The 25,789-nt window shown below is 74.3% G+C and carries 21 protein-coding genes and 1 pseudogene; 11 read left to right on the top strand and 11 right to left on the bottom strand.

What is annotated here, in order from left to right:
- The first annotated feature begins 191 nt into the window (after positions 1-191).
- A complete protein-coding gene (locus ER308_RS16540) occupies positions 192-1,169 on the top strand; it encodes a PfkB family carbohydrate kinase (protein ID WP_165492182.1) in 978 nt (325 codons plus the stop codon).
- Positions 1,166-1,876 carry a monooxygenase gene (locus ER308_RS16535; protein WP_131156014.1) on the top strand — a complete coding sequence of 237 codons (711 nt, stop codon included), beginning with the start codon at positions 1,166-1,168 and terminating at the stop codon, positions 1,874-1,876. The genes ER308_RS16540 and ER308_RS16535 overlap by 4 nt, the downstream gene beginning before the upstream one ends.
- A gap of 118 nt (positions 1,877-1,994) precedes the next feature.
- Here the strand turns inward: ER308_RS16535 and ER308_RS16530 are convergent, their stop codons facing one another.
- Positions 1,995-3,179 carry an acyl-CoA dehydrogenase family protein gene (locus ER308_RS16530; protein ID WP_131156013.1) on the bottom strand — a complete coding sequence of 395 codons (1,185 nt, stop codon included), beginning with the start codon at positions 3,177-3,179 and terminating at the stop codon, positions 1,995-1,997.
- 159 nt (positions 3,180-3,338) lie between these two features.
- A complete protein-coding gene (locus ER308_RS16525) occupies positions 3,339-4,646 on the bottom strand; it encodes an amidase (RefSeq protein WP_165492181.1) in 1,308 nt (435 codons plus the stop codon).
- Between the two features lie 79 nt (positions 4,647-4,725).
- On the opposite strand from ER308_RS16525, the gene ER308_RS16520 reads away from it, so the two are divergent.
- From ER308_RS16520 to ER308_RS16505, 4 genes are read left to right on the top strand one after another with little or no spacing between them, the layout of a single operon-like run.
- Positions 4,726-6,348: a phytoene desaturase family protein gene (locus ER308_RS16520; protein WP_205745676.1), complete on the top strand. Its 1,623-nt coding sequence runs from the start codon at positions 4,726-4,728 to the stop codon at positions 6,346-6,348.
- Positions 6,345-7,235 carry a carotenoid biosynthesis protein gene (locus tag ER308_RS16515; RefSeq protein ID WP_205745675.1) on the top strand — a complete coding sequence of 297 codons (891 nt, stop codon included), beginning with the start codon at positions 6,345-6,347 and terminating at the stop codon, positions 7,233-7,235. Before ER308_RS16520 ends, ER308_RS16515 begins: the two co-directional genes overlap by 4 nt.
- Positions 7,236-7,243: 8 nt before the next feature.
- Positions 7,244-8,425, top strand: coding sequence for a glycosyltransferase family 2 protein (locus ER308_RS16510; RefSeq protein WP_131156011.1), 1,182 nt, complete (start codon positions 7,244-7,246; stop codon positions 8,423-8,425).
- Positions 8,425-9,900 carry a phytoene desaturase family protein gene (locus ER308_RS16505; RefSeq protein ID WP_131156010.1) on the top strand — a complete coding sequence of 492 codons (1,476 nt, stop codon included), beginning with the start codon at positions 8,425-8,427 and terminating at the stop codon, positions 9,898-9,900. Before ER308_RS16510 ends, ER308_RS16505 begins: the two co-directional genes overlap by 1 nt.
- 118 nt (positions 9,901-10,018) lie before the next feature.
- Here the strand turns inward: ER308_RS16505 and ER308_RS16500 are convergent, their stop codons facing one another.
- The 4 genes and pseudogenes from ER308_RS16500 to ER308_RS16490 all read right to left on the bottom strand — a co-directional run bounded on the left by ER308_RS16500 (position 10,019) and on the right by ER308_RS16490 (position 14,780).
- Positions 10,019-11,719, bottom strand: coding sequence for a hydantoinase B/oxoprolinase family protein (locus tag ER308_RS16500; RefSeq protein WP_131156009.1), 1,701 nt, complete (start codon positions 11,717-11,719; stop codon positions 10,019-10,021).
- Positions 11,720-11,774: 55 nt separating this feature from the next.
- On the bottom strand, positions 11,775-12,290 hold the full coding sequence (locus tag ER308_RS22585) for a hydantoinase/oxoprolinase family protein (RefSeq protein ID WP_240731833.1): 516 nt from the start codon (positions 12,288-12,290) through the stop codon (positions 11,775-11,777).
- Positions 12,291-12,412: 122 nt separating this feature from the next.
- A pseudogene (locus ER308_RS16495) lies at positions 12,413-13,642 on the bottom strand (hydantoinase/oxoprolinase family protein); the annotation flags it as partial.
- Positions 13,643-14,036: 394 nt separating this feature from the next.
- Positions 14,037-14,780, bottom strand: a complete 744-nt coding sequence (locus ER308_RS16490) for a CDP-alcohol phosphatidyltransferase family protein (protein WP_205745672.1) — start codon at positions 14,778-14,780, stop codon at positions 14,037-14,039.
- 366 nt (positions 14,781-15,146) lie between these two features.
- Between ER308_RS16490 and ER308_RS16485 the strand changes: the two genes are divergently transcribed.
- On the top strand, positions 15,147-16,172 hold the full coding sequence (locus tag ER308_RS16485) for an LLM class F420-dependent oxidoreductase (RefSeq protein ID WP_131156008.1): 1,026 nt from the start codon (positions 15,147-15,149) through the stop codon (positions 16,170-16,172).
- 22 nt (positions 16,173-16,194) lie between these two features.
- On the opposite strand, the gene ER308_RS16480 is transcribed toward ER308_RS16485, so the two are convergent.
- The gene (locus tag ER308_RS16480; protein ID WP_131156007.1) at positions 16,195-17,385 is read right to left on the bottom strand and encodes a citrate synthase; all 1,191 of its coding nucleotides are present in this window, start codon (positions 17,383-17,385) and stop codon (positions 16,195-16,197) included.
- A gap of 112 nt (positions 17,386-17,497) precedes the next feature.
- Here ER308_RS16480 and ER308_RS16475 point away from each other — a divergent pair, with 112 nt between their 5' ends.
- Entirely contained in the window at positions 17,498-18,895 is a 1,398-nt protein-coding gene (locus tag ER308_RS16475; protein WP_131156006.1) for a citrate synthase, read from the top strand.
- Between the two features lie 135 nt (positions 18,896-19,030).
- Here the strand turns inward: ER308_RS16475 and ER308_RS16470 are convergent, their stop codons facing one another.
- Together ER308_RS16470 and ER308_RS16465 are read right to left on the bottom strand one after the other, a co-directional pair.
- Positions 19,031-19,933 carry an amidohydrolase family protein gene (locus tag ER308_RS16470; RefSeq protein WP_131156005.1) on the bottom strand — a complete coding sequence of 301 codons (903 nt, stop codon included), beginning with the start codon at positions 19,931-19,933 and terminating at the stop codon, positions 19,031-19,033.
- Between the two features lie 73 nt (positions 19,934-20,006).
- Positions 20,007-20,558 (bottom strand): hypothetical protein, encoded by a 552-nt coding sequence (locus tag ER308_RS16465; protein ID WP_131156004.1) that lies wholly within the window; start codon positions 20,556-20,558, stop codon positions 20,007-20,009.
- A 341-nt stretch (positions 20,559-20,899) separates the two neighbouring features.
- Here ER308_RS16465 and ER308_RS16460 point away from each other — a divergent pair, with 341 nt between their 5' ends.
- From ER308_RS16460 to ER308_RS16450, 3 genes are all read left to right on the top strand, one after another.
- Positions 20,900-21,166, top strand: coding sequence for a hypothetical protein (locus ER308_RS16460; protein WP_131156003.1), 267 nt, complete (start codon positions 20,900-20,902; stop codon positions 21,164-21,166).
- 235 nt (positions 21,167-21,401) lie between these two features.
- Entirely contained in the window at positions 21,402-22,610 is a 1,209-nt protein-coding gene (locus ER308_RS16455) for a 4-hydroxybenzoate 3-monooxygenase (protein WP_131156002.1), read from the top strand.
- 46 nt (positions 22,611-22,656) lie between these two features.
- A complete protein-coding gene (locus ER308_RS16450) occupies positions 22,657-23,883 on the top strand; it encodes an OsmC family protein (protein ID WP_165492180.1) in 1,227 nt (408 codons plus the stop codon).
- A gap of 32 nt (positions 23,884-23,915) precedes the next feature.
- Here the strand turns inward: ER308_RS16450 and ER308_RS16445 are convergent, their stop codons facing one another.
- Together ER308_RS16445 and ER308_RS16440 are read right to left on the bottom strand one after the other, a co-directional pair.
- Entirely contained in the window at positions 23,916-25,214 is a 1,299-nt protein-coding gene (locus ER308_RS16445; RefSeq protein ID WP_165492179.1) for a TRAP transporter large permease, read from the bottom strand.
- 2 nt (positions 25,215-25,216) lie between these two features.
- A complete protein-coding gene (locus ER308_RS16440; RefSeq protein ID WP_131155999.1) occupies positions 25,217-25,756 on the bottom strand; it encodes a TRAP transporter small permease in 540 nt (179 codons plus the stop codon).
- Positions 25,757-25,789: the final 33 nt, after the last annotated feature.

The raw sequence follows: 25,789 nt of genomic DNA, 5'->3' as shown, positions 1-25,789 counted from the left end.
GGCGCACCGCCGCCGACGCCCAAGGGCGTCGGCGGTTCGCGTGGACGCGCCCGCTGGGCGAGACTGGGGGGCGGATCGCTCCTCGATGGATCCGCCCCCCGATGCGCCTCGGGACCGCCAGGGGCCCTCCCCCGACCCTGCCCGAGCACGAGCGCAGACAACGCCGTCGGAACGGAAAAGGACGCCCCCAGATGGCCGTGCACGCCTTGGTCGTCGGATCGCTCGTCATGGACCTGGCCTTCCGGGTGGCCCACCGCCCCGAAGCAGGCGACCTCGTCGTGGCGGACGAGTTCGGCGCGTTCCGGGGAGGTCGCGGCTACAACCAGGCCGTCGCCCTCGCCCGATTGGGTGCGGAGGTCACGATGATCGGCGCCGTCGGATCGGACGGGTACGGGGACGGCTTCCTGCAGGCCCTCGAACGCGAGGGCATCGATGCGGGCCGGGTGGTGCAGATGCGCGGCACGTCGACCGGGGTCGCCGTGCCGCTGATCACTCCCGACGGGCGGGCGGGGTTCGTCCAGTACCCGGGCGCCAACCGCTACCTCGCTCCCGCCCACTGTGCCGAGCTCCCCGACTGCGACGTGCTGCTGCTCCAGGGCGAGGTGAGCGCCGCGACATCGCTCTACGCGGCCCGGGTGATCCACGGCCGCGGGGGCACGGTGCTCCTGCGGCCCACCCCGGTCGACGGCATCGACCACGACCTGGTGAGCAACGCGACGATCGTCGCGCCGAACCAGCCCGAGGCCATCACGCTTCTCGAGCGTCTGGGCGCCGACGGGGGACTGCCCGCCCTCCAAGACCCGACGAGCGCCTCGCCGGAGGAGCTCGCGCGGGCCCTGGCCACGCCGGAGCGGGGTGCCGTCGTCACGGTCGGGGCCTACGACGCTGCGTGGGCCGCACCGACCGACGGAGAGGAGACCGCGGGCTTCGTCCACGGACCCGACGTCGCGACGGTCGACACCACCGCCGCCACCGCGAGCTTCAACGCGGCGTTGGCCATCGCTCTCGCGGAGGGTGCCGGCTACGAGGAGGCCGCCCACCTGGCCTGCGGCGCTGGCGCCTACGCGGCGACGGTCCGCGGCGCCGAGCCGAGCCTCCCCGGTCGAGCCGCGGTCGACAGCCTCCTCACCGAGCACGGGCGGGCGGGCTTCCCGCCCCCGTCGCGGTGAGCCTCACGGTCTTCGAGCTGTTCCGCGTCCCGAGCGCGCGAGTGGCCGCCGCGCTCGCCCGGATGGCCCGCGATCGGACGCGACTGCGCCGCACCCCGGGGCTCCTGTTCTGGAAGCTGCTCGGCACCGGCGACGGGCGGACGTTCGACGTCCGTGACGCCGACCCGCGGACCTGGGCGCTGCTGACCGTGTGGGCCGACGAGGCCCCGGCCCGCGCGTTCCGTGAGCACTCCCCCGTCGCGGCGGGTTGGCGCCGTCTCGCCGACGAGGCGTGGCGAGCCGAGCTCGAGCCCGTTGCGGCGCGCGGCCGGTGGTCGGGTCACGAGCCGTTCGGCGCCCCGGCCCCGCGGAGGGTGGAGGGGCCGGTGGCCGCGATCACCCGGGCACGCCTCGCGCCGAGGCGCATGCGCGTCTTCTGGCGCGCGGTCCCGCCGGTGACCGCCGCGCTGCACGCCGAACCCGGCCTGCGGCTCGCCGTCGGAATCGGCGAGGCCCCGGTCGGTCTGCAGGGGACGTTCAGCCTCTGGACGTCGGACACCGCCCTGCGCCGCTTCGCCTACCAGGAGCCCGCGCACGCCTCGGTGGTCGCCGAGACCCCCCGCATCGGCTGGTACCGCGAGGAGCTCTTCGCCCGCTTCCGGGTGCGGACGACCGCGGGCACCGCGTTCGGGCGCGACCCCCTCGACGACGCCCCTGCGTCCGGCTGACGAAGCGCCGGCCGTGACGCTCGCTTGCCCACCGCTCCCACGAGTTCGCCGGCGACCACCGCAGCTGAGAGCCCCGGATGCGGGACGGTCGGGCAGCTCGGCGGGCGGGCCGGGCCGCTCAGGCGAACGCGTTGAGCCCGGTCACCGCGCGGCCGAGCACGAGCGTGTGCACGTCCGCGGTGCCCTCGTAGGTGACCAGCGACTCCAGGTTGTTCGCGTGGCGCATGACCGGGTACTCGAGGGTGATCCCGTTGCCGCCGAGCACCTGCCGGGCCGTGCGCGCCACCTCGAGCGCGTCGTTGACGTTGTGCAGCTTGCCGAAGCTCACCTGCTCGGGCCGCAGCGTGCCCTCGTCCTTGCGACGACCCAGGTGCAGGGCGACCAACTGCGAACGCTGGACGCGCTGCAGCATGTCGACGAGCTTGCCCTGCTGCAGCTGGAACCCGCCGATCTGGCGGCCGAACTGCTCGCGCGTCGTCGCGTACTCGAGCGCGCTCTCGTAGCAGGCGCGTGCCGCCCCTGCGGCGCCGAACACGATCCCCAGGCGCGCCTCGTTGAGGCAGCGCAACGGGCCTGCGAGCCCTTCGGCTGCCGGCAGCTGAGCGCCCGCGGGGACCCGCACACCGTCGAGGACGAGCTCGCTCGTGACCGACGCGCGCAGGCTCAGCTTCTGGTGGATCGGGTTCGCGGTGAACCCGGAGGCGTCGGTCGGGACCAGGAACCCGCGGATCCCCGTGGGATCCCCGATCTCGTCGGTTTGGGCCCAGACCACCGCGACGTCGGCGATCCCGCCGTTGGTGATCCACATCTTCGACCCGTCGAGGACCCAGTCGTCGCCGTCGCGGCGCGCGGTGGTCCGCATCCCCGCCGGATCGCTCCCCGCGTCCGCCTCGGTGAGGCCGAAGCAGCCGATGGCCTCGCCCGCGGCCATGGCCGGCAACCATGCCTGCTTCTGCTCCTCGGTGCCGTAGCGGTGGATGGCGTACATCACGAGCGAACCCTGCACCGACGCGAAGCTGCGCACCGACGAGTCGCCGGCCTCGAGCTCCTGGCAGGCGAGGCCATACGCGGTCGCGGACGTCCCCGCACACCCGTAGCCCTCGAGGTGCATGCCGAGCAGCCCGAGCGAGCCGAGCTCCTTGGCGAGCTCGACCGGGAAGTGCGCCTCCTCGAACCAGCGACCGATGTCGGGCAGCACGCGGTCGGCGACAAAGCGGCGCACGCTGTCGCGCATCATGCGCTCGGTCTCGTCCAGCAACGAGTCGAGGCCGAGCAGGTCGTACGGGTCGGGTTCACGGGCCATGGCTGGCTCCTTCGCACGTAGCGCCGCTGGGCTTCGGCGCGTCGGTCCGTCGTCACCGGCACGGGCGCTCGCCTGCCGGACCCGCTGCGGCGACAGCGAGAGGGTACGGACAGTATCCCGCGTCCGAGGGCATCCGCGAGCTCATCCGAACCGTGCGCGTCACCGATGGTCGAGCGACAGGGCGGCGGCCGCGACCATCCCGCGCAGCAGGGACTGCTCGCCGCCGGGGGGCGCGATCAGCTGGAGGCCGACCGGCACGCCGTCGGCGTCCGTGCCGGCGGGCACCGACGCCGCAGGCGCACCCGCGAGGTTCCACGGGTTCGTGAGCCGCGTCAGCGTCGGGGTGGTGTCCTCGGCGACCCCGTCGATCTCGACGGTGGCCTGGCCCACCTCCGGCACGCGACACGGCAGCGTCGGCGTGCACAGGACGTCCACGCGCTCGGCCGCGGCACGCAGTTCGGCGCGCAGCCGCTGACCGACCCGGTGGGCGCGGGCCACCGAGGTGGCGGCGAGGTCGTGCCCGAGCTCCAGCCGAGGACGGACGTCCTCGGGAGCGGCGGACCAGTCCCCGTTCGCGTGCACCGCCGCGGCCTCCGCGCAGAGGACCCGCCCGTTCGCCGCGTGCGCCTCCTCGAGCGCCGGCAGATCCACCGGCACGAGGGACGCTCCCGCGGCACCGAAGGCGGCGAGCCGCGCCTCCCAGATCTCGCGGACCTCCGGGTCCAGGCGCTCGCGGCGCGTGGCCGTCGGCACCCCCACCACGAGCGATTCGGGATCGGCGGCGGGTGGCTCGGCCGGTGGTGCGGGCAGCGTGGGCTCGCTCGCCGGATCGCCGGAACTGCCGTCCCACAGGTGACCGGCGACACGGTTCCCGTCGCGCCCGGCCAACACGGCCAGCGCCGCTGCCGCCGTCGGGACGTCGCGCGCGAGCGGGCCGACCGTGTCGAGGCTCCAGGCGAGATCCTGCACACCGGTCAGCGGCACGAGCCCGCGCGTCGTCTTCACCCCGACCACGCCACAGCAGGCGGCGGGGATCCGCACACTGCCCCCGGTGTCGGTCCCGAGGGCGATGTCGACCAGGCCGGCGGCCAGCGCGGCGGCCGAGCCGGACGAGGAACCGCCGGTGATGCGGCCGGGCGCGGCGAGATTGGTGACACCGTGCCCGATGACGCCGAACGCGAGGGCGTGCGAGGCCACCCGCGCGACGATCGGCGCCCCGGCGCGAGCGAGCCGCGCGACCGCCTCCGCGTCCTCGGGCTGGGGCTCGGTGTCCACCAGCCGACCGGCCCGGTCCGGGGGCAGGCCGCAGTAGCGGGGATGGCCGGCCACGGCGAACAGGTCCTTGACCCCCACCGGGGTGTCCGCCAACGGCCCGGGCCCCCCGTCACGGTCCTCGACCACCGCGACGACCGCGCCGAGGTCGTCCTCGGCGCAGCGGGCACGCGCGGCACGGGCTCGGGCACTCACCATGGGGCAGCCTAGCCCCGCTCCCGCCCCCGGGTCGATCCGGGCCGCGATCTAGACTGGTGAGCCATGAACCGCGATCGTGAGGTTCTTCGCCCGAACGGCCGGCCGCGTCGGGACGCGCGCCGTCGTGCGTGACGTCGTGGTCGTCGGCGCCGGCCACAACGCGCTCGTCGCCGCGTGCTACCTCGCCCGCGACGGCCTCGACGTCGAGGTGATCGAGTCCCGCGACGTCGTCGGAGGGGCGGTCTCCACCGTCGAGCGCTTCCCCGGCTACCACATGGACGTGGGCTCGAGCGCGCACATCATGGTGCGCCACACCGGGATCGACACCGACCTGCGACTCGACGAGTGCGGACTCGAGTACCAGGACCTCGACCCGTGGGGGTTCGCGCCGTTCGGCGACGACGCCCTGACGTTCTGGGGCGACCTCGGCCGCACGTGCGACAACATCGCCCGGATGTGCGGCGACCGCGACGCCGAGGCGTACCGCGCGTTCGTCGAGGACTGGGGCGACCGCAACGAGCGCGTGTTCGCCGCCTTCCAGGAGCCGCCGACCGCCCGGCACCTCGGCCGCCACCTGTGGGGGATCGGCCGGTCGACCGGCCTCGGGGGGCTCGACCTCTCCCGGCAGTTCCTCGCCCCCGGCGATCACCTGCTCGACTCGACGTTCGTCGACGAGCGGCTGAAGACCGCGCTCGCGTGGATGGGCGCGCAGTCGGGGCCGCCGACCCACGAGGTCGGGACGGCGGATCTGATCGGCTGGAGCGCACTTCTGCACCGCCGGCCCCCGGGCCACCCGCGCGGGGGATCGGGCATGTTATCCGTCGCACTCGCCGAGCGCCTGCGCCGTCTCGGCGGAACGGTCCGCCTCGGCGACGGCGCCACGGCGATCGAGGTGCGTGGCGGCCGCGCCGACGCCGTACGCACCGGGACGGACGATCGGATACCCACCCGCGCGGTGCTCGCGGGCTGTCACGTGCTCACCACGCTCGACCTGCTCGGCGACGCCGTACCCGCCGCCGAGCAGGAACGCCTCACCAGGGGGATGCGGGTCGGCAACGGGATCGGGATGATCGTGCGGCTCGCCACGCGCGACCTCCCCCGCTACCCGGGCGGGCCGGGCGATGGGGGCGAGCACCGGGCGCTGCAGCTGCTCGCCCCGGACCGCGCGTCCCTGCGCCGCGCGTACGGGGAGTTCACGTCCGGGCACCCGCCCACCGACCCCCCAGCGCTCGCGATGACGTTCAGCGCCTTCGACGACACGCTCGCGCCCCCCGGCCGGCACAACGTGAGCGTGTGGGGCCAGTGGCACCCCTACGAGCTCGCCGGCGGCCAGTCGTGGGACGCGATCGGACAGCGGGAGGGCGAGAAGCTCGTCGCCGCCGTCGACCGGGCCGCACCGGGCTTCGCCGGGGAGGTCGAGGCCATGCACGTACAGACGCCCCTCGACCTCGAGCGGGAGCTCGGGCTGTGGCGCGGGCAGGTCATGCACCTGGAGATGGGGCTCGACCAGATGTTCACGTGGCGCCCGGCGCCCCAGCTCGCGCAGTACCGCGGTCCCGTCGACGGCCTCTACCTGACCGGCGCCTCCACCCACCCCGGTGGTGGCGTGTTCGGGGCGAGCGGCCGATCGGCGGCGCGTGCGGTGCTCCGCGACCGGCGACCGCGCCGGTGGGATCCCCGGCGGTGGGGACCCCGGTGACCGGCACGTACCCGGGGCCGCGGGGCGCCGAGCGGGGCCGGCGGGCACTGCCACCCCGCGGGGCGCGAGCCGCACCGATCGTGCTGGGCGCGGCGGTGGTGCTGTTGCAGATCGCCTATCCGCTCCTCCCGGCCGGCGGGGCGCGCGATGCGCTGACGGTCGTGACCGTCGTGGTGTTCGCGGCCGTTGCGGTCACCCACGCGTGGGCGTGGCGCGGCGGGCGCTTCGCCGTGGGGCTCGTCGCGATCGCGGGCGGGATCGGGCTGATGGCCGAGCTCGTGGGGGTCGCGACCGGGTTCCCGTTCGGGGCGTACGAGTACGCGGGGCGGCTGGGCCCGAGCGTCGGAGGGGTCCCGCTCGTGATCCCGCTCGCGTGGACGATGATGGCGTATCCGGCCTACTGCGTGGCACGGCGACTCGTGGGCCAGCGTCCGACGCTCGGGGTGCCGCTCGCCGCGTGGGCGCTCACCGCCTGGGACCTGTACCTCGACCCGCAGATGGTCGCCGAGGGGCACTGGCGCTGGACCGGCGACGCACCGGCCCTGCTCGGGATCCCGCTGTCGAACTACGCGGGATGGCTGCTCGTCTCGGCGCTGATCACGGCGGGTCTCTGGGCGCTCGGGCAGCGGGGACGCCCCCGGGACGGCGCCCACACCGACCAGGTCCTCACGCCCGCCGACCACGTCCTCACGCCCGCCGACGGCGTCCCGTACGCGCTCTACCTGTGGGTCTGGGCCTCCTCGCTCCTGGCCCACGGCGTGTTCTTCGGGCTCCCGGGTTCGGCGATGATCGGGGGGATCGGGATGGGGGTCGTCGCGGTACCGCTGGCGGTGTCGCTCACCCGCGAGCATCGCTCCGCGGCGCCACGGTCCGATCACGGGAGGTGAGCCGCGCGATGAGCCCTGCCCGAACGCTGGTGGGGGCCGCTGCGGCCGGCGCCGCCGCCGTCGCGGTGCACACCGCCATCAACGCGCGGCTGCTGCGCGATCCCGTTGCCGACCCGCCCGCCGACCCGGGGACACCGGAACGGCCACCGGCGGGCCCACCGACCGCCCCCCGGGTGAGCGTCCTGGTCCCCGCGCGCGACGAGGCCGAGCGCCTCGGCCCGTGCGTGCGCGCGATCCTCGCGAGCCGCGAGGTCACGTTCGAACTGCTCGTGCTCGACGACGACTCGTCCGACGGCACCGCCGAGGCCGCACGCGCGGCCGGTGGCACCGACGGGCGGCTGCGAGTGCTGCGGGGCCGCCCGTTGCCGCCCGGTTGGCTCGGCAAGCCCCACGCGTGCGCACAGCTCGCCTCCGCTGCCCGCGGCGAGGTGCTGGTGTTCTGCGACGCGGACGTGGAGTTGGCGCCCGACGGGCTCGCGGCGACCGTCGCGGCGGTGGACAGCACGCCGCTCGACCTCGTCTGCCCCTACCCGCGACAGCTCGCGACCGGGCCCGGCCCGAGGCTCGTGCAACCGCTGCTGCAGTGGTCGTGGCTGGCCTTCCTGCCCCTGCGGGCCGCCGAGCGCTGGCCTCGCCCGTCCCTCGTCGCCGCGAACGGGCAGCTCGCCGCCACCACCCGCACGGCGTACGAGCGGGCGGGCGGCCACGCGGCGGTGCGCGCCGCGGTGCTCGAGGACATCGAACTCGGCCGTGCCTACACGCGCGCCGGGCTGCGGGCCGGTGTCGTCGACGGGACCCGGGTCGCGTGGTGCCGGATGTACCGCTCCTGGGCGGAGCTGCGCGACGGGTACACGAAGAGCCTGTGGGCGGCGTTCGGGTCACCGGGCGCCGCGGGCGCGGTGGTCGGCGCGCTGCTGTGGCTGTTCGTCCTGCCGCCGGCCGCCGCGGCCTGGGGGTTGCGCCGTGGACGCTACGACCTCGTGTGGCGCGGCCTCGCGGGCTACCTCGCCGGCGTCGCGGGACGGAGCGTCAGCGCGCGGCGCACCGGCGGCCACGTCGTCGACACGGCCGCGCACCCGCTGTCGATCGTCGTGCTCGCGTGGCTGGTCGCGCGCTCGCTCGCGGGTCGGCGGGCCGGCACCCTCACGTGGCGCGACCGGCCGGTCGTCGCCGACGAGGGGTCGGCCTGATGGCGCGCGTGGTCGTGGTGGGCGCGGGGGTGGGGGGCCTCGCGGCCGCGGGCCGACTGGCCGCCGCCGGCCACCGCGTGACCGTCTGCGAGCAGCACCACGAGGTCGGGGGCAAGCTCGGGGTCGCCGAGCGCGAGGGCTTCCGGTTCGACACGGGCCCGTCGCTGCTGACGTTGCCCCACCTGCTGGACGAGGCGCTGCGAGCCACCGGGGCGGGACTCGACGACGTGCTGGAGCGCGAGCCCGTGGAGCCGATCGCGCGCTACCGCTACCCGGACGGCACGGTCCTGGACACCAGCGCCGACCCCCTGCGCACGGCCGCTGCGCTCGAGGAGGCCCTCACCCCCGGCGCGAGCGCGCGCTGGCAACGGATCCTGACCCGCGGCGAGCGGATCTGGCAGGCGGTCGAGGGTCCCGTGCTGCGACGACCCCTGGACGGGCCGGGTGCCGCGCTGCGCCTCGGCCGTCAGCTGCGGGACCTCCCCGCGATCGCGCCGCATCGCACGCTACGGCGGCTGGGTCAGCAGGAGCTCGGCGATCCGCGGCTCGTGATGCTCCTCGACCGCTACGCGACCTACTCGGGCAGCGACCCGCGCCGGGCTCCCGCCACCCTGGCGACCGTGCCCTACGCCGAGCAGGCGTTCGGGGCCTGGTACATCCGCGGGGGCCTGGGCCGCATCGCGGGGGCGCTGCGCGACGGCGCCGAGGCGGCGGGGGCCATCGTGCGCACCGGCGCGGACGTCACCGCGATCGAGGTCGACCACACCGGCCGCGCCCGAGGGGTGCGGCTCGCCGACGGGGAGCGGGTCCCGGCCGACGTCGTCGTCGCGAACACCGACGCCGCCCACCTCTACCGGGACCTGCTACCTGCCGGGGTCACCGGTCGGACGCGTGCCCGGCTCGCGCGCGTCGAGCCGTCCCTGTCCGGCTTCACGCTGCTGCTCGGGGTACGAGGTACCACCCCTGGCCTCGCGCACCACAACGTGCTGTTCCCCGCCGACTACGACGCGGAGTTCGACGCGATCTTCGGCCCCTGGCCGCGCCCGGTCCGGGATCCGACCCTCTACGTGGTCCGCACCGACGACCCGGCGGTGGCTCCCGCGGGGCACGAGGCCTGGTTCGTGCTCGTCAACGCGCCGCGCCAGGGTGCGGTCGACTGGGCCGAGCCCGCGCGCGTCGACCGCTATGCGGAGCACGTCCTCGACCGTTTGGCCGCCCACGGGTTCGACGTCCGATCGCGCCTGGTCTTCTGCGAGGCGCGGTCGCCGTTGGAGCTGGCACGACGCACCCGCGCCGACGGCGGCGCGATCTACGGGACGAGCTCGAACGGACCGCGCGCAGCGTTCCTGCGGCCGTCGAACCGCTCCCCCGTGCCCGGCCTCTTCCTCGTCGGCGGGTCCTCGCACCCGGGGGGAGGCCTCCCCCTGGTGCTGCTGTCCTCGGGCATCGTCGCCGACCTCGTCGGCCCCGCGTAGCGTCGCATCGGCCGGGCGGGCCGGTGCGCCAGGACCGCCCGCCCGAAGCGGATCCCCAGCCGCCCGCCCTAGGCGGGTCCCCAGCCGCCCGCCCTAGGCGGATCCCCAGCCGCCCGCCCTAGGCGGGTCCCCAGCCGCCCGCCCCGGGGGTCTCGACGCGCACACGGTCGCCGGCGTGCAGCGTCCAGGTGCCCTTGGCCGGCAGCTGTTCCTCCGAGCCGTCGGCGCGCACGATCGTGTTGCGGCCCGGCGCCCCGTCGTCACCGCCGGCAAGGCCCCAGGGACCGCGGGCCCGGCGCTCGGTCTGCAGTGTGAGCGTCGCGTCGGTGGTGACCTCGACCTCGCGGACCAGACCCTCGCCGCCCGGGTGGGCACCCACCCCGCCCGAGCCCTGGCGCAGCTCGTAGCACCGGACCCGCAGCGGGTAGGCCAGCTCCATCGCCTCGGCCGGCGTGTTCTTGGTGTTCGTCATCCCGGTGTGCACCCCGTGCATCCCCGCGCGGAAGGGGGTCCCGCCCTCACCCCCGCCGAGGGTCTCGTAGTAGCTGAACCCCGGACTCGCGGCCCCGAGGAGGAGGTTGTTCATCGTGCCCTGGCTCGCGGCGGGAACCCCGTCGGCAACCGCCTGCGCGAACGCGCCGAGCAGGACGTCGACGATGCGCTGGCTCGTCTCGACGTTGCCGGCGGCGACCGGCGCGGGAAAGGCCGCGTCGACCACCGACCCGGCGGGCGTGCGCACCTCGAGCGCGTCGTAGCAGCCGTCGTTCGGCGGCGCGTCGGGATCGGTGAGCATGCGGAACACGAAGTAGGCGCTCGACAGGGTGACGGCCCGCACGGCGTTGATCGGCGCGGCGACCTGTAGCGCGCTGCCGGCGAAGTCCGCGGTGACCCGATCGCCGGCGACCGTCACCTCGACGCGGATCGGCACCTCTCCGGGTCCGACCTCACCCTCCCCGGACTCGCTGGTGCCGGCCTCACCCTCCGGGGCGGCCCGGGACTCGCTGGTGCCGGCCTCACCCTCCGGGGCGGCCCGGGACTCGCTGGTGCGCGTGAGCGGTGGCGCGTCGACCTCGAGCACGTCGGTGAAGGTGTAGGTCCCGTCGGGGATCTCCCGCACCGCGGCACGCACGCGCCGGTCGGAGTAGGCGCGGACCTCGGCCATCGCGCGCGCGAGGCCGCGCGAGCCCCGGGCGGCGGCGAGCTCCCGCAGTCGCCGCGCCCCGACGTGATTCGCCGCGAGCTGGGCCCGCAGGTCGCCGCGGCGTTCGGCGGGGGTGCGGCTGTTCGCGGCGATGAGCTCGAGCACGTCGTCGCGCATGCCGGCGGCGTCCCCGATGCGCACGGGCGGCACGCGCACCCCCTCCATCGCGACGTCGACCGCATCGGCCGGCATGGAGCCGGGGGCGGCGCCGCCCACATCCGCGTGGTGGGCGCGGTTGGCGACGTAGCCGAGCAGGTGCCCGCCCGCGGCGTCGGTGTCGTCTCCCACGGCGGCCACGACGGTGAGGTCGGGCAGGTGCGTGCCGCCGCGGTACGGGTCGTTGAGCGCGACCTGGTCGCCGGGAGCCAGCGGGCCGAACGCGTCCAGTGCCGCGGCCACCGAGGCGGGCATCGACCCGAGGTGCACCGGGATGTGCTCGGCCTGCGCCACCATGCGGCCGTCGGGGTCGAACACGGCGGCGGAGCAATCGACGCGCTCCTTGATGTTCGGCGAGTAGGCCGCGCGGCGCAGCGCGGCCCCCATCTCCTCGGCGACGCCCGCGAGGGCGTGGCGGACGACCTCGAGCTCCACGGCGTCCATCCCCGGTCCGTCGGTCATGTCCGTCGCCTCGTCCGTCGGTGCGGTCAGAATCGATGCCTCGCCCGGTGGGCGGTCACCAGCGCACGATCAGGTTGCCGGCCCGATCGACCGTCGCGTGCTCGTCGGGCGCGAGCAATGTCGTCGTGTCGGGCTGCTCGATCAGCGCGGGCCCATTGACCGTGTCGCCCGCTCGGAGCGCGGCGCGATCGAGCACCCTGGCCTCCGCCTGCTGCCCGGCGACCCCGACGGTGCGGGAGCGGTCCGGCCGTGCGGGGCCCTGGTCCCAGCCCGCCGGGAGCTCGTCGAGCGCTGGCGCCGCCTCGACGACCACGCGAGCGGTTACGATCGTGACCGGCTCGTCTGGCGTCGCGTAACCGTACTGGGCCTCGTGGGCGGCGTGGAACCGCGCAGCGACATCGTCCCCGCGTTCGAGCTCGAGGCGCAGCTCGTGCGACTGCCCCGCATACCGGCAGTCGGCCACACGCCGGGCGGTAGGTGCAGCGCCGGGACGCTGACGGGCGAGCTCCGCCCGCCCCTCGGCCTCCAACTCGTCCCAGACCGCGTCGAGGTCCGCGTGCGCGTCGGCCATGACCGTGCGCAGCGCCTCGTACCGCAGCGGCGCGAGCAGCAGGCCGAGCGCGGACAGCACCCCCGGCGCCGGGGGATCACCACCGCCGCGCACCCCAGCTCCCGCGCGAGGGCGCTCGCATGCAGCGGCCCGGCACCCCCGTAGGCGACGAGCACGAGGCCCGCGGGGTCGACCCCGCGCTCGGTCGACACGCGACGCAGCGCGCGCACCATGGTCGCGCGCACGACCTCCAGCACCCCGTGGGCGTCGGCCTCGTCCGGCAGAGTGGCGAGGGCGGCCTCGGCGGCGTCACGATCGAGCGTGAGGCCACCCCCCAGTTCCCGTTCCGGGTCCAGGTGACCGAGGGCAGAGTGCGCGTCGGTCACGGTCGGCTCGGTGCCGCCGTGGCCGTAGCAGGCCGGACCCGGCCGCGCACCCGCCGAGCGTGGACCGACCTGCAGCGCACCGCCACGGTCGATGGAGGCGATCGAGCCACCCCCGGCACCGACCGTGTGGATCGCGACCGCCGGGGTGCGGAACGGCAGCCCGGCGATCGCTGCCTCCGTCGCGATCTCGGGCCGTCCCCCGCGGATGAGGCAGACGTCGGTCGATGTCCCCCCCATGTCGAACGCGACCGCCTCGGCGAAGCCGGAGGCCCGCGCGACCTCCCCCGCGGCCACGACCCCGGCTGCGGGCCCAGAGAGCAGTGTGTGGACCGGCGCGTCGGCGCAGAAGTCGAGCCCGGCGGTCCCGCCTCCGGAGGTCATCACGGTGATCGCGGCCCCGGGCAAGCGGTCGGTGAGGCCGCCCAGGTAACGGCGCATCACCGGCGCGACCGCGGCGTTCAGAACGCAGGTCGAGGCCCGCTCGTACTCCCGGAACTCCGGCAGCAGCGCGCTCGAGGTGGTGATCGGCACGTCGAGCCGGCCCGCCAGCGCAGCGGCGAGTCGGCGCTCGTGCTCGGGGCCGGCGTAGGCGAACAACAGGCTGACCGCGACCGCCTCGGGATCCAGCGCGGCGGCCGCGTCGGCGACGCGCGCGACCTCGGCGTCGGTGAGCGATTCCGTGGCACTGCCGTCCGGCGCGGTGCGCTCGCGCACCGTGACGACGTGCTCCGCCAGGTGCGCCGGGCGCACCACCCGCAAGTCGTACAGGGACGGCCGGTCCTGCCGGGCGATCGCGAGCACGTCGGCGAACCCTTCGGTGGTGACGAGGACGGTGCGCGCCGTGGTGCGCTCGAGCACCGCGTTCGTCGCGGTGGTCGTCCCGTGCGCGACCGACGCGAGCTCGTCCTCGGAGCCCCGGGAGGCCGCGGTCCGCAAACCGACGACGACGCCCTCGCCCTGATCGCGCGGCGTCGTGGGGACCTTCACGGCGCGGGGCCGGTCGGCCAGCAGCACGACGTCGGTGAACGTGCCGCCGACGTCGACCCCCGCGACCTCGCGGTCCCGCGTCGGCGGCGGGTCGGCGGCAGTGCTGGGCACCGGTGCACTCCCTCTCGTGCGCGTTCGTGTGGGCCGTGTCGTGTGGGCCGTGTCGTGTGGGCCGTGTCGTGTGGGCCGTGTCGTGCGGGCCGTTGTCGTGCGGGCCGTGCGTCGTTCGAGTCGCTCGCGTCGGCTGGGTCACAACGTCGGCCGGGCCCGGCGACGCGCCGCATCCTCGCGCACCCGCGCGCCCCTGCGCGAGCCACTCGCACACCCGCCGCGCGAGCCCGCTCAGCGCACCCGCCGCGCGAACCCGCTCAACGCACCCGCCGCGCGAACCCGCTCATCGCACGCGCCCATGGACCGCCACGAGCAAATGGACCAGGCCGGCGAGCAGCAGCACCGACAACACGGCGACGCTCGCAGTAGCCAGCGAGGCCGCCGCGGCGGGGGCCACGCCCGCCGCGAGCAGGCCGAGGGCCGCGAGAATCACCCGGGTCGCGCGCTCGCCGACGGTGATCGTGCCGATCTCCCCCGCGCCAGCGTTCGACGCGCGCGCCCGCAGGTAGTCCAGCAGCAGCGCGATGACCGCCGATGCGGCGGCGAGCTCCAGGGGAGCGCCCAGCCGCCACAGCGCAGCCACGAACAGCACGTCCGTGACGCGGTCGATCAGCGAGTCGAGCACGTACCCCCAGCGGGTCGCGCGCTCGGTGAGCGTGGCGACCGCCCCGTCGACCGCATCGCCCAGCCCGCTCGCGACCAGCGCGACCACCCCCAGCAGGGGCCAGCGGCCCCCGGCCTCCGCCGTCGCGAGCGCCACGAGCGCGAGCCACACCGTGGCCCCGGTCAGCAGGTCCGGGTGCACCCCACGGCGCGCGAGCGGGCGCGCCAGCGCGTAGGCGACCGACAGCCAGCCGCGCACCCACACGTTGTCCGCCGGGTCGTAGCCACCGTGCAGGGCCGACCAGCGCGCGAAGTAGGCGGCGCGGTCGGGTACCGGCGACGCGGGGGGTCGCGCGAGGCCCCACGTGAACGCCAGGTGCATGACCGTGCCGGCCACCGCGAGAGTCACGAGCAGCGCACCCATCTGGGCGGACCCTACCGGTCATCGATGGGTCACGACCCATCGACGAGTCACGACCCACGGGCCGCAGCCGCTGAGTCCGTGCGCTCCGCGCGTGCCGACGGTTGCAGCAGGATGTGGTGGTCATCGGGGCGCAGGATCTCGCGTCGGATCGACGTGAACATCCTGGTGCAAGCGGAGGTCACCGCGACTCCGGCAATCCGGCGCGAGATCCTGCGCCCCGATGACCTCGTCGATCCTGTGCACGCCATCCCCCGCACGCGATGACCCCCTGCAGGCCGTGTGACGGCGACCCACCCCGCGCAACCTGACCGCGGTCACCCGCACCAGTAGGATGCCGCGCGACCCCGCACCCTCACAGGAGTCGCCATGGACCTCGGCCTCAACCTCGGCTACTCCGGCTCGTCGATCGGCGAGGTCTTACCGCTGGTCACCCACGCCGACCGCGTCGGGCTCGACAGCGTCTGGGCAGCCGAGGCGTACGGCAGCGACGTCGTGACCGTGCTCAGCTACCTCGCCGCACGCACCGAGCGGATCAAGGTCGGCAGCGCGGTCATGCAGATGCCCGCGCGAACCCCCGCCAACACCGCGATGACCGCCATGACCCTCGACCACCTGTCGGGCGGGCGCTTGTTGCTGGGGCTCGGCCTGTCCGGCCCGCAGGTCGTCGAGGGCTGGCACGGGGTCCCCTACGGCAAACCGCTCGGGCGCACGCGCGAGTACGTCGAGATCGTGCGCAAGGCGATCGCCCGGGAGGAGCCGCTCAGCCACGAGGGCACGCACTACGAGATCCCCTACCGGGGCGCCGACGCCACGGGGCTCGGCAAGCCGCTCAAGTCGATCTTGCACCCCCTGCGGCCGACCATCCCGATCTACCTCGCCGCCGTGGGACCCAGGAACACCGCGCTGGCCGCGGAGATCGCCGACGGCTGGTTGCCGATCTTCTACTCACCCGAGCGCGAGGCGATCCTGACCGAGCACCTCGACGCGGGCCTCGCCGCGGCCGGACGCGACCCGGCCGACCTCGACATCGCCGCGACGGTGTACGCGGCCGCCGGTGACGACGTCCAGGCCTGCCGGGACCGGCTCAAGCCGATGCTCGCGCTCTACGTCGGGGGCATGGGCTCGCGGGACAAGAACTTCTACAAGGACCTCATGGTCCGCTACGGCTACGAGGCCGCCGCTCAACGGATCCAGGACCACTACCTCGCCGGCCACAAGGCCGAGGCCGCGGCCGCGGTGCCCGACGAGCTCGTCGACGAGATCGCGCTGGTCGGGCCGCTCGACCGCATCGTCGACCGGCTCGCCGCCTGGCGGGAGAGCCGCGTCGGCACCCTCATCCTCGGCACCCAGCAACCCGAGATCCTCGAGCCGATCCGCGACGCCCTCGGTTGATCCGACGCGCGTCCGCCGGCGCTCAGGCCGGGGCGTGCAGGTCGTCCGAGTGCTCCGCGACTCCCGGCGACGGGCCGACATAGGCCGCGCTCGGACGGATGAGGCGGTTGGTTCCGGCTTGTTCGAGTGCGTGGGCGCACCAGCCCGCCATCCGCCCGATCGTGAACGTCGGGGTGAACAGCTCCGCGGGGACGCCCACCCGTTCCATCACCACCGCGGCGTACAGCTCGACGTTGGCGTGCAACTCGCGTCCGGGCTTCAGCTCGGCGAGGGTGGCGACCACGCGCTCCTCGACCTCGTGGGCGAACCGCACCCGCTGCCCGCCGAGTTCCTCGGCGGTCTCGCGCAGCAGCCGCGCCCGGGGGTCGGCGGTGCGGTACACCCGGTGTCCGAACCCCATGATCCGATCGCCGCGCGCGACCGCCTCGCGGGCACGCCGCTCCGCATCGTCGATGTCGTGGGCCGCGTCGAGGAACTCGAGCGCACGACCCGGTGCGCCGCCGTGCAGCGGTCCGGACAGGGCACCGGCCGCCGCGGTCACCGCCGCCCCAAGGTCCGCGCCGGTCGAGGTGACCAGCCGCGCGGCGAAGGTCGAGGCGTTCAGCCCGTGTTCGGCGACGATCGACAGGTAGCGCTCCAGGGCGGCAGCCGCCGTGTCGTCGGGGTCCCGCCCCGTCAGCTGCCGCAGGTAGTCGTTGGCCAGACCCCGCGCGGGATCGGCGGCGATCGGCGCGAGTCCGCGCGCGAGACGATGCAGTCCGGCCACCAGGCTCGGCGTCACGCCGATCAGCCGAGCGGCCACGGCCCGCTGCGCCTCGGGGTCCTGGTCCTGCCATGGCGCCGCGCCGAGGAGCGGCGCGGCGATCGACAGCGCCGACCGCACCCCCTCGAGCGGACGCCCCGCGGACGCACGCGCGATCACCGGCAAGGCCTCGGCGACCGGCTCGGGCAACTCGCGAGCCGAGGTGAGCTCGGCCGCGAACGCGGCGTGCTCCGCTGCACCGGGCAGGTGCCCCGTGAGGAGGAGGTGCGCGACCTCCTCGAAGGTGCGTTCGCGGGCCAGCCGGGTGGCATCGAGGCCCCGGTAGGACAGGAGGCCCTCGCTGCCTCGCACCTCGCCGATCGCGGTCTCGACGACGCGCACGCCGGCCAGGCCGGGTGGGACGTCCAGGCCGGACTCGGCATCGGGGCGAGATGGGGTCGGGGTGGACATGGCGGCCTCCGAGGACGGCGAACCGATCGACGACCGCAGTGTCGGACGCTCCCTCGGTAGAATCAATCTCGATCAATGTTCAATATCGTGGGCCGGAGGGAGCGGCGAGGGGATGGGCGACAGCGACGCGACGGGCGACAGCGACGCGACGGGCGACAGCGACGCGACGGGCGCGAGCGACGGGATGGGCGACAGCGACGCGACGGGCGACGGCGACCTGGTGGACGGCGATCGCTGGGTTCCCTCCGACGAGGCCTGCCGCCGGCTCGGGGTGAAACCACAGACCCTGTACGCGTACGTGAGCCGCGGCCGGATCGAACGACGCCGCGACGCGCACGGTCGGAGTCGCTTCCCCCTCGACGCGGTCACCCGACTGGCCGCCAGCGGGCGCGGCGGCCAGCGCACGCGCGCCGACGCGGTCGAGGTCGCCATCTACTCGGACCTCACCTGGATCGACGGGGTCACCGTCGCCTACCGCGGGCACGACGCGGCCACGCTGGCCGGCGCGCAGCCGTTCGAGGCGGTCGCCGAACTGCTGTGGACCGGCACGCTGCCTCGGTCGGCGCCGACCTGGCCCGCCACGCCGGCCTCGCGCGAGCTATGCCGTGAGGCCGCGGCCGGAGCGGGCGCCCACGCCACACCGCGCGACCGCCTCGCCCTGGCCACCACCGCACTCGCCACGGCCGACCCTTTCCGGGGGGACCTGCGCCCCGACGCCGTGCGCACCGCCGCCCGTCGGCTGCTCGCTGCCCTGCCGACCGCGCTCGTGCCGGGAGGCGAGGCGCTCACACCGGAGCACGAGACGCCCGCGCCGGGAGGCGAGGCGCTCACACCGGAGCACGAGACGCCCGCGCCGGGAGGCGAGGCGCCCGACACGGTCAGCGGGCGCCTCGCCGACGAGATCGCCGCCCGCCTGGCGGGTGACGGGGCGGCGAGCGCGACCGGAGACCTCGTCGACGCGGCCTTGGTCCTGCTCGCCGACCACGAGCTCGCCCCCTCGACCGTGGCCGTGCGAGCGGCCGCCTCCACCGGCTGCGACCCCTACGCGGCGGTGGCCGCCGGCCTCGCGGCGGTGAGCGGGCCCCGACACGGTGGCGCCTCCCGACCCCTCGAGGGGATGTTCGCCGCGATGGCCGACCCCGGCGAGGCGCCGCACCGGCTCGGCGAGCTGATGCGGGGCCGGCAGGAGACGCCCGGCTTCGGCATGCCGCTCTACCCCGGCGGCGATCCGCGGGCGAGCCGGCTGCTCGAGCTGGCGAGCGACGCAGCAGCCGACGACCCGCGGCTCGCGCGCGTACAGGCCGTGCGCACCGCCGCCGCGGACCGGGGACTGCCTCCGCCCAACATCGACCTCGCGCTCGCGGCCGTCAGCGCGCTGGGCAGCATGGCACCCGGCGCGGGCGAGGCCCTGTTCGCCATCGGTCGCAGCGCCGGCTGGATCGCCCACGCCCTGGAGCAGTACACCCAGGGCAGCCTCCTGCGACCGCGCGCGGTCACCGCGCCTCGCTGACGGTGCCCGCCCGGAGGGCGGTGCGAGCCAGTGACCTCGCACCGGCGCACCTCACGTGGAAGCGAGGGGGCAGTGACCTCGCACCGGCGCACCTCACGTGGAAGCGAGGGGGCAGTGACCTCGCACCGGCGCACCTCACGTGGAGGCGAGGCCGAGCAGCCGCGCCGGGTTGTCGTGGCAGACCGCCCGCAGCCATGCGGGGCCGAGGTGGAGTCGGCGCAGCGCCTCGAGCTGGTGGGCGTAGCGATGGGGGATGTTGGGGAAGTCGGTTCCCAGCACCACGCGTTCGGGCACGTCGGCGAGCCGGTCCCGCAGCTCCAGTGGGTAGGCGGAGCCGAGCGTGCCCTCCATGAAGTCGGTGAACGTCATCGTCGTGTCCAGGTGCACCCGCGGGTAGGCGAGGGCCAGGTCGAGGAACTCCCGGTACTCGGGGCCGCCCATGTGCGCGATGACCGCCACGAGCTCCGGGTGGGCGGCGAGCACCTCACCGAACGGTCCGGGCCCGGTGTACGCCCCCGGCTGGGGCCCTGACCCGCAGTGGACGACGACCGGCACCCCGGCGAACTCCAACCGTCGCCACACCGGCGCGAGACACGGGTGCCGCGGGTCGTAACCCCCGACCTGCAGGTGCACCTTGAACACCCGTGCACCCTGCTCGAGCGCCTCGCCGACGTAACGGTCGGCTTCCGGCTCCGGGTAGAAGGTGGCGGAGTGCACCACCTCGGGGTGTGCGGCCGCCAGCTCCGCGCTGTAGGCGTTGAGCCACTCGGCCATCCCCGGCTTGTGCGGGTAGTTCAGCGCGGTCCAGGCCCGAAGGCCCATCGCCCGCAGGCGCGCGAGACGGCTGGCTTCGTCCTCCCGGTACTGGATGGGCCACGGGCCGGGATCCTCGACCCGGTCGAAGAAGGCCCAGACCTTCTCGAGCACCCGCTGCGGCATGAAGTGCACGTGCAGGTCCACGAGCCCTTCGACGCCGAGCGCTGCGGCGAAGGCCGGCACGTCGGCGTCGCTCTCGAGGGGCGGGGGAAGGCTCACCATCGACGACGTCAGCGTAGCGAATCCCCGCCCGCGGCGGGTCAGCCGCCCGCGGCGGGTCAGCCACCCGGACCGGTCAGGCCGCCGCCTTGAGCCGCTCGAGATGCTCGATGATCGCGTCCACGAGCCGCTTGTCGCCGGAGACGAAGCCCTCCCACGTCTTGCCCGGATCCCCGGCGCGCCCGGTCGACTGCAGGGGCTCGGGACTGGTCTCGAAGCCGACGAAGGCGACCGGCTCGGGCGAGCTGGTCAGCAGGTACCACTGGTTCTCGAGCGCCAGGGGGTCCTCCTCGAGGGGGACCCAGTCGACCTCGAGGGCGAGCCGCGGCTGCCCGGCCCCGAACGCGGTGACGTGCGTACCGCCGGCCACGAGATCACGGTAGATGTCGCGCTCGGTGTCGAGTTTCTCGCCCCGCTGGAACCCGACGTAGAGCGCCGTGTCGACCCCCGACACCGCGGCCTCGATCTCGCGCGTCGACGCGAGCATCTCACCCGCGTCGTGCAGGAAGCGGGTGCCCGTGAGGGGCGGGCCACCGATGGCCTCGTACGCGCGGCGCAGCAGGTCACCGATCCCGTGGGGATCGGCGGGGTCATCGCGTGGGATGCGCCGCCACTGCATGAGCACCATAACCGCATGATCCCCCACGGAGGTACGCATTGACACGCCTGGCCGTCCGTCGCCGACCACGATGCCCGTCCGGGTCGAGCTTGACGGGCGACGCCGAGGTTCGTACGGTCTCGCGCATGTGCGCCACGGTTACGATTGTACGCACAGCGCACAGCCGCGGATCGTGACCTGCCCCCGCTCGGTCGGCGCACCTCGCGAGGTCCCGATCGTCGCCGGGCTCTTCCTCTGCTACGGGGCGGTGTTCTTCGATCGGCTCGCGCCGCTGTACCTCGTCACGCTCATCGCCGCCGACCTCGGCGTCCCGTCCGCGGCCGAGGGCGGTCGCCGCCCTGCTGTTCCTGGTGGGGGGCGTCGGCATGGGCGGCCTGCCGTTGGTGATCTCGATCGTGCCCGCCGAAGCCGTCGCCGAAGGCGAGGTCAGTCGCGCCCTCCTGGTGCCCATCGCCAGCGCCGAGCTGCTCGGGGCGGCAGCGCTACTGCTCGCCGCGGCGGCCGCAGCGGCGGCCGTGGGCCATCCGCCGGTCGTGGCCGCCACCGCCGCGGGCCTCGTCGTCCTCGCCGCCGCGGCGCTCGGCCTCCGCCGGATCCACGCCTCCGCGACCGGGTGAGGCGGGCGGACAGTGCCGCGGCGGCGAGGCCTCGAAGCCGCCCGCCCCAAGGCGGCCCACCACGCACACCACGTTCCTGCGCGTGTTGACCGGAACGGCAGAGGTGGTAGCGTGCGTTCAGAGAACAGTCGTTCGTATCGCGAACACAATTGGCGGTCCGGCGTACCGTCGACCCGTCAGCGTATCGGCCGCACGCACCACGAGGACCAGGTCGGGCCGGGAGGAGAGGAACCCGATGAGAACCCAGGTCGGCATCGTCGGTGCAGGACCCGCGGGGCTCCTGCTCAGCCACCTCCTCGCCCTGCAGGGCATCGAGTCCGTCGTGCTGGAGAACCGCAGCCGCGAGTACGTCGAGGCCCGCATCCGCGCCGGCGTGCTCGAGCACGACACGGTCGACGTACTGATCGAGACGGGCGTCGGGGACCGGATGCAGCGAGAGGGCCTCGTCCACGAGGGGCTCGAGCTCCGGGTCGACGGCCACGGCACCCGGATCCCCCTCACCGAGCTCACCGGTCGGCGCATCATGGTCTACGGCCAGCAGGAGGTCGTGAAGGACCTGATCGCCCACCGCCTCGCCGATGGGGGGACGGTGCTCTTCGAGGCGGAGGCCACGTCCATCTCCGGCATCGACAGCGACGAGGCGGTGATCCGCTTCACCCAGGACGGGGAGGAGCACGAGCTCGCCTGCGACGTCGTTGCCGGGTGTGACGGCTTCCACGGCATCAGCCGCGCCGCGATGCCCGACCACGCCTACCGGGAACGGGTCCACGACTACCCGTTCGGGTGGCTGGGGATCACCGCCGAGGTGCCCCCCTCGACCGACGAGCTCATCTACACGTGGCACGAGCGCGGGTTCGCGCTGCACAGCCTCCGCTCGCCCGAGCTCAGCCGCCTGTACGTCCAGTGCGATCCTGGCGACGACATCGAGCAGTGGCCGGACGAGGCGATCTGGGCGGAGCTGCAGACGCGCATGGCCCGCGCGGGCTGGACGCTCAAACAAGGACCGATCGTCGAGAAGGCGATCACCCCGATGCGGGGGTTCGTGACCGAGCCCATGCAGCACGGGCGCCTCTACCTCGCCGGCGATGCCGCACACATCGTCCCGCCGACGGGCGCGAAGGGGCTGAACCTCGCGGTCGCCGACGTCCGCGTGCTCGCGGACGGGCTCGCGGCCTGGTACGCCGACGGCCGCACCGACCTGCTCGACCGCTACTCGGAAACCGCGCTCAAGCGCGTCTGGAAGGTCCAGCACTTCTCGACCTGGATGACCCACATGCTGCACACCTTCCCCAACGACCCCGACGGCTTCTTCCGCCGTGTGCAGCGCGCCCAACTCGACTACGTGACCGGCTCGCGAGCCGCCGCGACCAGCCTCGCGGAGTTCTACGTGGGGCTGCCGACGATCATTCGGTCCGATGAGGAGCCCTCGCTGCGCGAGCTCTGAGCCGGCCCGCCCCGCGGCCACGCGACCGGGTGAGAAGGGAACGGTTATGGACGTCACTGACGATGTCCTCGGACCCGAGCGACTCCCCCGGTACTTCCACGCGGGCACCGGCGCGGAGCTCGGCGTGCCCCCGCCGGCCGACTACCGGGGCCAACCGGTTCGCACCTGGGCCCGGACCCTGGCGGGCATGCAGAAGGAGGCGGTCGTGCTCTCGGGCGCGACCGGGCACGTGTGGCGGCTGGTCAGCGACGAGGGTCCCTACCTGGCGGGACACGACCGGGCGCCCTGCCCGCTCGCCTTCATGACTACGGGCATGGTGGCCTCCTACATGGAGGAGTTGCGCACCGTTGCACGGGCCCGCGGGATCACCCTGCACGACGTCGAGCTCGTCCTCGACAACCGGTACACGTTGGAGGGCTCGGCGCTACGCGGGACCGGGACCATGATCGGTGGCGCGCTCGACCCCCACGTGGAAGCCCGTGTGGACAGCGACGCAACCTCCGACGCGGTCGAGGAGGCGCTCGCCGCCGCCGTCGCGTCGTCGCCGGTGCGCGGCCTGGTGGAGGACGCGCTCACGAGCCGGTTCTCGCTCATCTGCAACGGCGAGCCCGTGCCGGTCGGCCGCGTCGGCACGGTCGAGGCGCTGGCCGACGCGACCGCGCTCGGACCGTACGAGGCCGCCCGCGCCGCGGGCCCGGGCGACGCGCAGCTCGTGCGGATGCGGACCCCCGCCGACGAGGTCAGCGGCGTGCCGGGCGCGGCGGGGTCGAGCCTTCAGGCGGACCAGAGCCGCACCCTGCACGTACGGGGCACGTGCACGCTGGAAGCCGACGGCACCAAGCGCGTCGAGCAGGAGCTGTTCCAGCCAATCGGCTCCGCGTACACCCTGTGGTCGGACGAGGCCGGGTCGGGCGAGGCCGAGCCGAGCGGTTCCAGCGAGCCGACCACCTCGCCCCGCGCCCCGGACGCGGCGACGTACGTGGCCGCCGGCCTCGCCTTCTGCTTCATGACCCAGCTGGGCCGGTACGCGACGATCGCCCGCAAGCAGCTCGACGCCTATCAGGTCGTTCAGGACCTGCAGCTCTCCCCGACCGCCGCCCCCGAGCACCGAGGGCTCGCGCACCCGGTCGAGACCCACGTGGCCCTCGAAACTCCCGAGGGCGACGAGTTCGCCCGCACGGTGCTCGACACGGGCGAGCGCACCTGCTTCCTGCACGCGCTCTGCCGCAGCAAGCTCACCACCCGGGTCACCGTCGACGCGCCGGTGCGCTGACACCCCTCGCGGCCGCGGGCCCTGCCGGGTGGTCAGTACATCAGCCCGGGCAGGAAGAGCACGATGTCCGGGAAGGCGATCACGAGCAGCACCGCCGCGATGAGCGCGAGCCAGAACGGCGCGACGGCCTTGAAGATCTTGCCGAGCGGGATGTCACTGATTCCGCCCACCACGAACGTGACGAGCCCGACGGGCGGGGTGAGGAGCCCGGACAGCAGCATCATCACCGTCAGCACGCCGAACCAGATCGGGTCGTAGCCGAGCTGCAGCATCACCGGGTACGTGATCGGCGTCATGATGACGAGGATCGCGATCTCGTCCATCAGTGCGCCGAGCAGGAAGTACACGGCGAAGACCATGGTGGCCACGACCCAGGGAGCGACCGCGAGGTCGCCGACGAACGAGCCCATGGCCTGCGGGATCCCGGTAGCCGAGAGGAAGAACCCGAAGATCTGGCCGGCGATGATGATGAGGAAGATCATCGCGCTGATCCGGATTGCCTGGCTCGCCGCGTCCCAGACGCCGCTCCATCCCAGCCGGCGGGTCGCGATGCTGTAGACGAAGGCCATGGAGGCGCCCGCCGCGCCCGCCTCCGTCGGGGTGAAGACCCCGAAGTAGATGCCGCCCATGCTGAGGCCGAAGATCACCGGGACGGCCCAGACGCGCAGCAGCATCCGGACGACCCCGGGCCCGAGTCGCTCGGGCACCGCCGGCGCGAGCTCGGGCCGCCACCAGACGATGACGAGCGCCGTGACCATGAGCAGCAACGTGGTCATGATGCCCGGCACGATCCCGCCGATGAGGATCTGGCCGATGGACTCCTCGGTGAGGATCCCGTACAGGACGAGGACGGCACTCGGCGGGATCAGGGTCCCGAGCGTCCCACCGACCGCCGTGCAGGCGGCCGCGAGGCCGTCGTCGTAGCCGTAGCGGCGCATCTCGGGGATCGCGACCACCGACATCGTCGAGGCGGAGGCCACGGCGCTGCCGCTCACCGAGCCGAACCCGCTCGAGGCCGCCACCGTGGCGAGGCCGAGACCCCCGCGGACGCGCCACAGGGCGGTATTGAACAGGTCGTAGAGGTCCTTGCCGAGCTCGGCGCGGGCGAGCAGTAGGCCCATCAGGATGAACAGGGGGATCACGCTCAGCGTGTAGCTCGCGGCCCCGCTGAAGACGTCACCGCCGAGCCGCGCGAGGGCGGCGTCCGGGCTCACGATGAGGGCGTAGCCGGCCATCGCGACGGCGATCATCGCGATCCCGACCGGGACCCGGAGCACGAGCAGGAGGATCAGGGCCAGGAAACCCAGCAGGCCGACGAGTTCGCTCTCCACGGTCACACTCCCCCGCCCGAGTCGGCCTCACCGTCGTCCGGGCCGCCCGACTCGTCGTCGGTGGCACCGCGGCGCGATCGCTCGATCCAGGTCGAGATCACCGCGAGGCCGTACGCGACGATACCGAGCACGGCCAGCCACGCGACGGGGTGAAGCGGGATGCCGAGGGTGTTCGTCTCGCGTCCGGTGTCAACGAGCCCTTGGCGGTACACGTTGAGCTGCCACGCGACCAGCGCGAGCACGACGATCGTGAGCAGCGACGCGAAGACGTCGGTCGCACGCTGCACCGGCCGCGGCATCTTCAGGTAGGCGAGGTCGATCGTCACGTGGTCGCCACGGTTCTCGGCGTAGGCCATGCCGAAGAAGACGAGCCCGGTCATCGCCAACTGGGTCAGCTCGACCGTGCCCGGAACCCCGAACCCGAGACCCCACCGCCCGACGATGTTCGTCGCGATCATCAGCATCAAGACCAGCAGGATGCTCGCGGCGATGTAGTGCAGGCCGCGGTTGATGAGGTCCGAGCCGCGTACGAAGCGGTCCATGGCCGTTCCGCTCTCCGAGTGTCGGCATCATCG

It is taken from the genome of Egibacter rhizosphaerae (assembly GCF_004322855.1).
Lineage (GTDB): Bacteria > Actinomycetota > Nitriliruptoria > Euzebyales > Egibacteraceae > Egibacter > Egibacter rhizosphaerae.
Note: the sequence above shows the minus strand (reverse complement) of the source record. Positions and strands in the feature narration are given on the sequence as shown.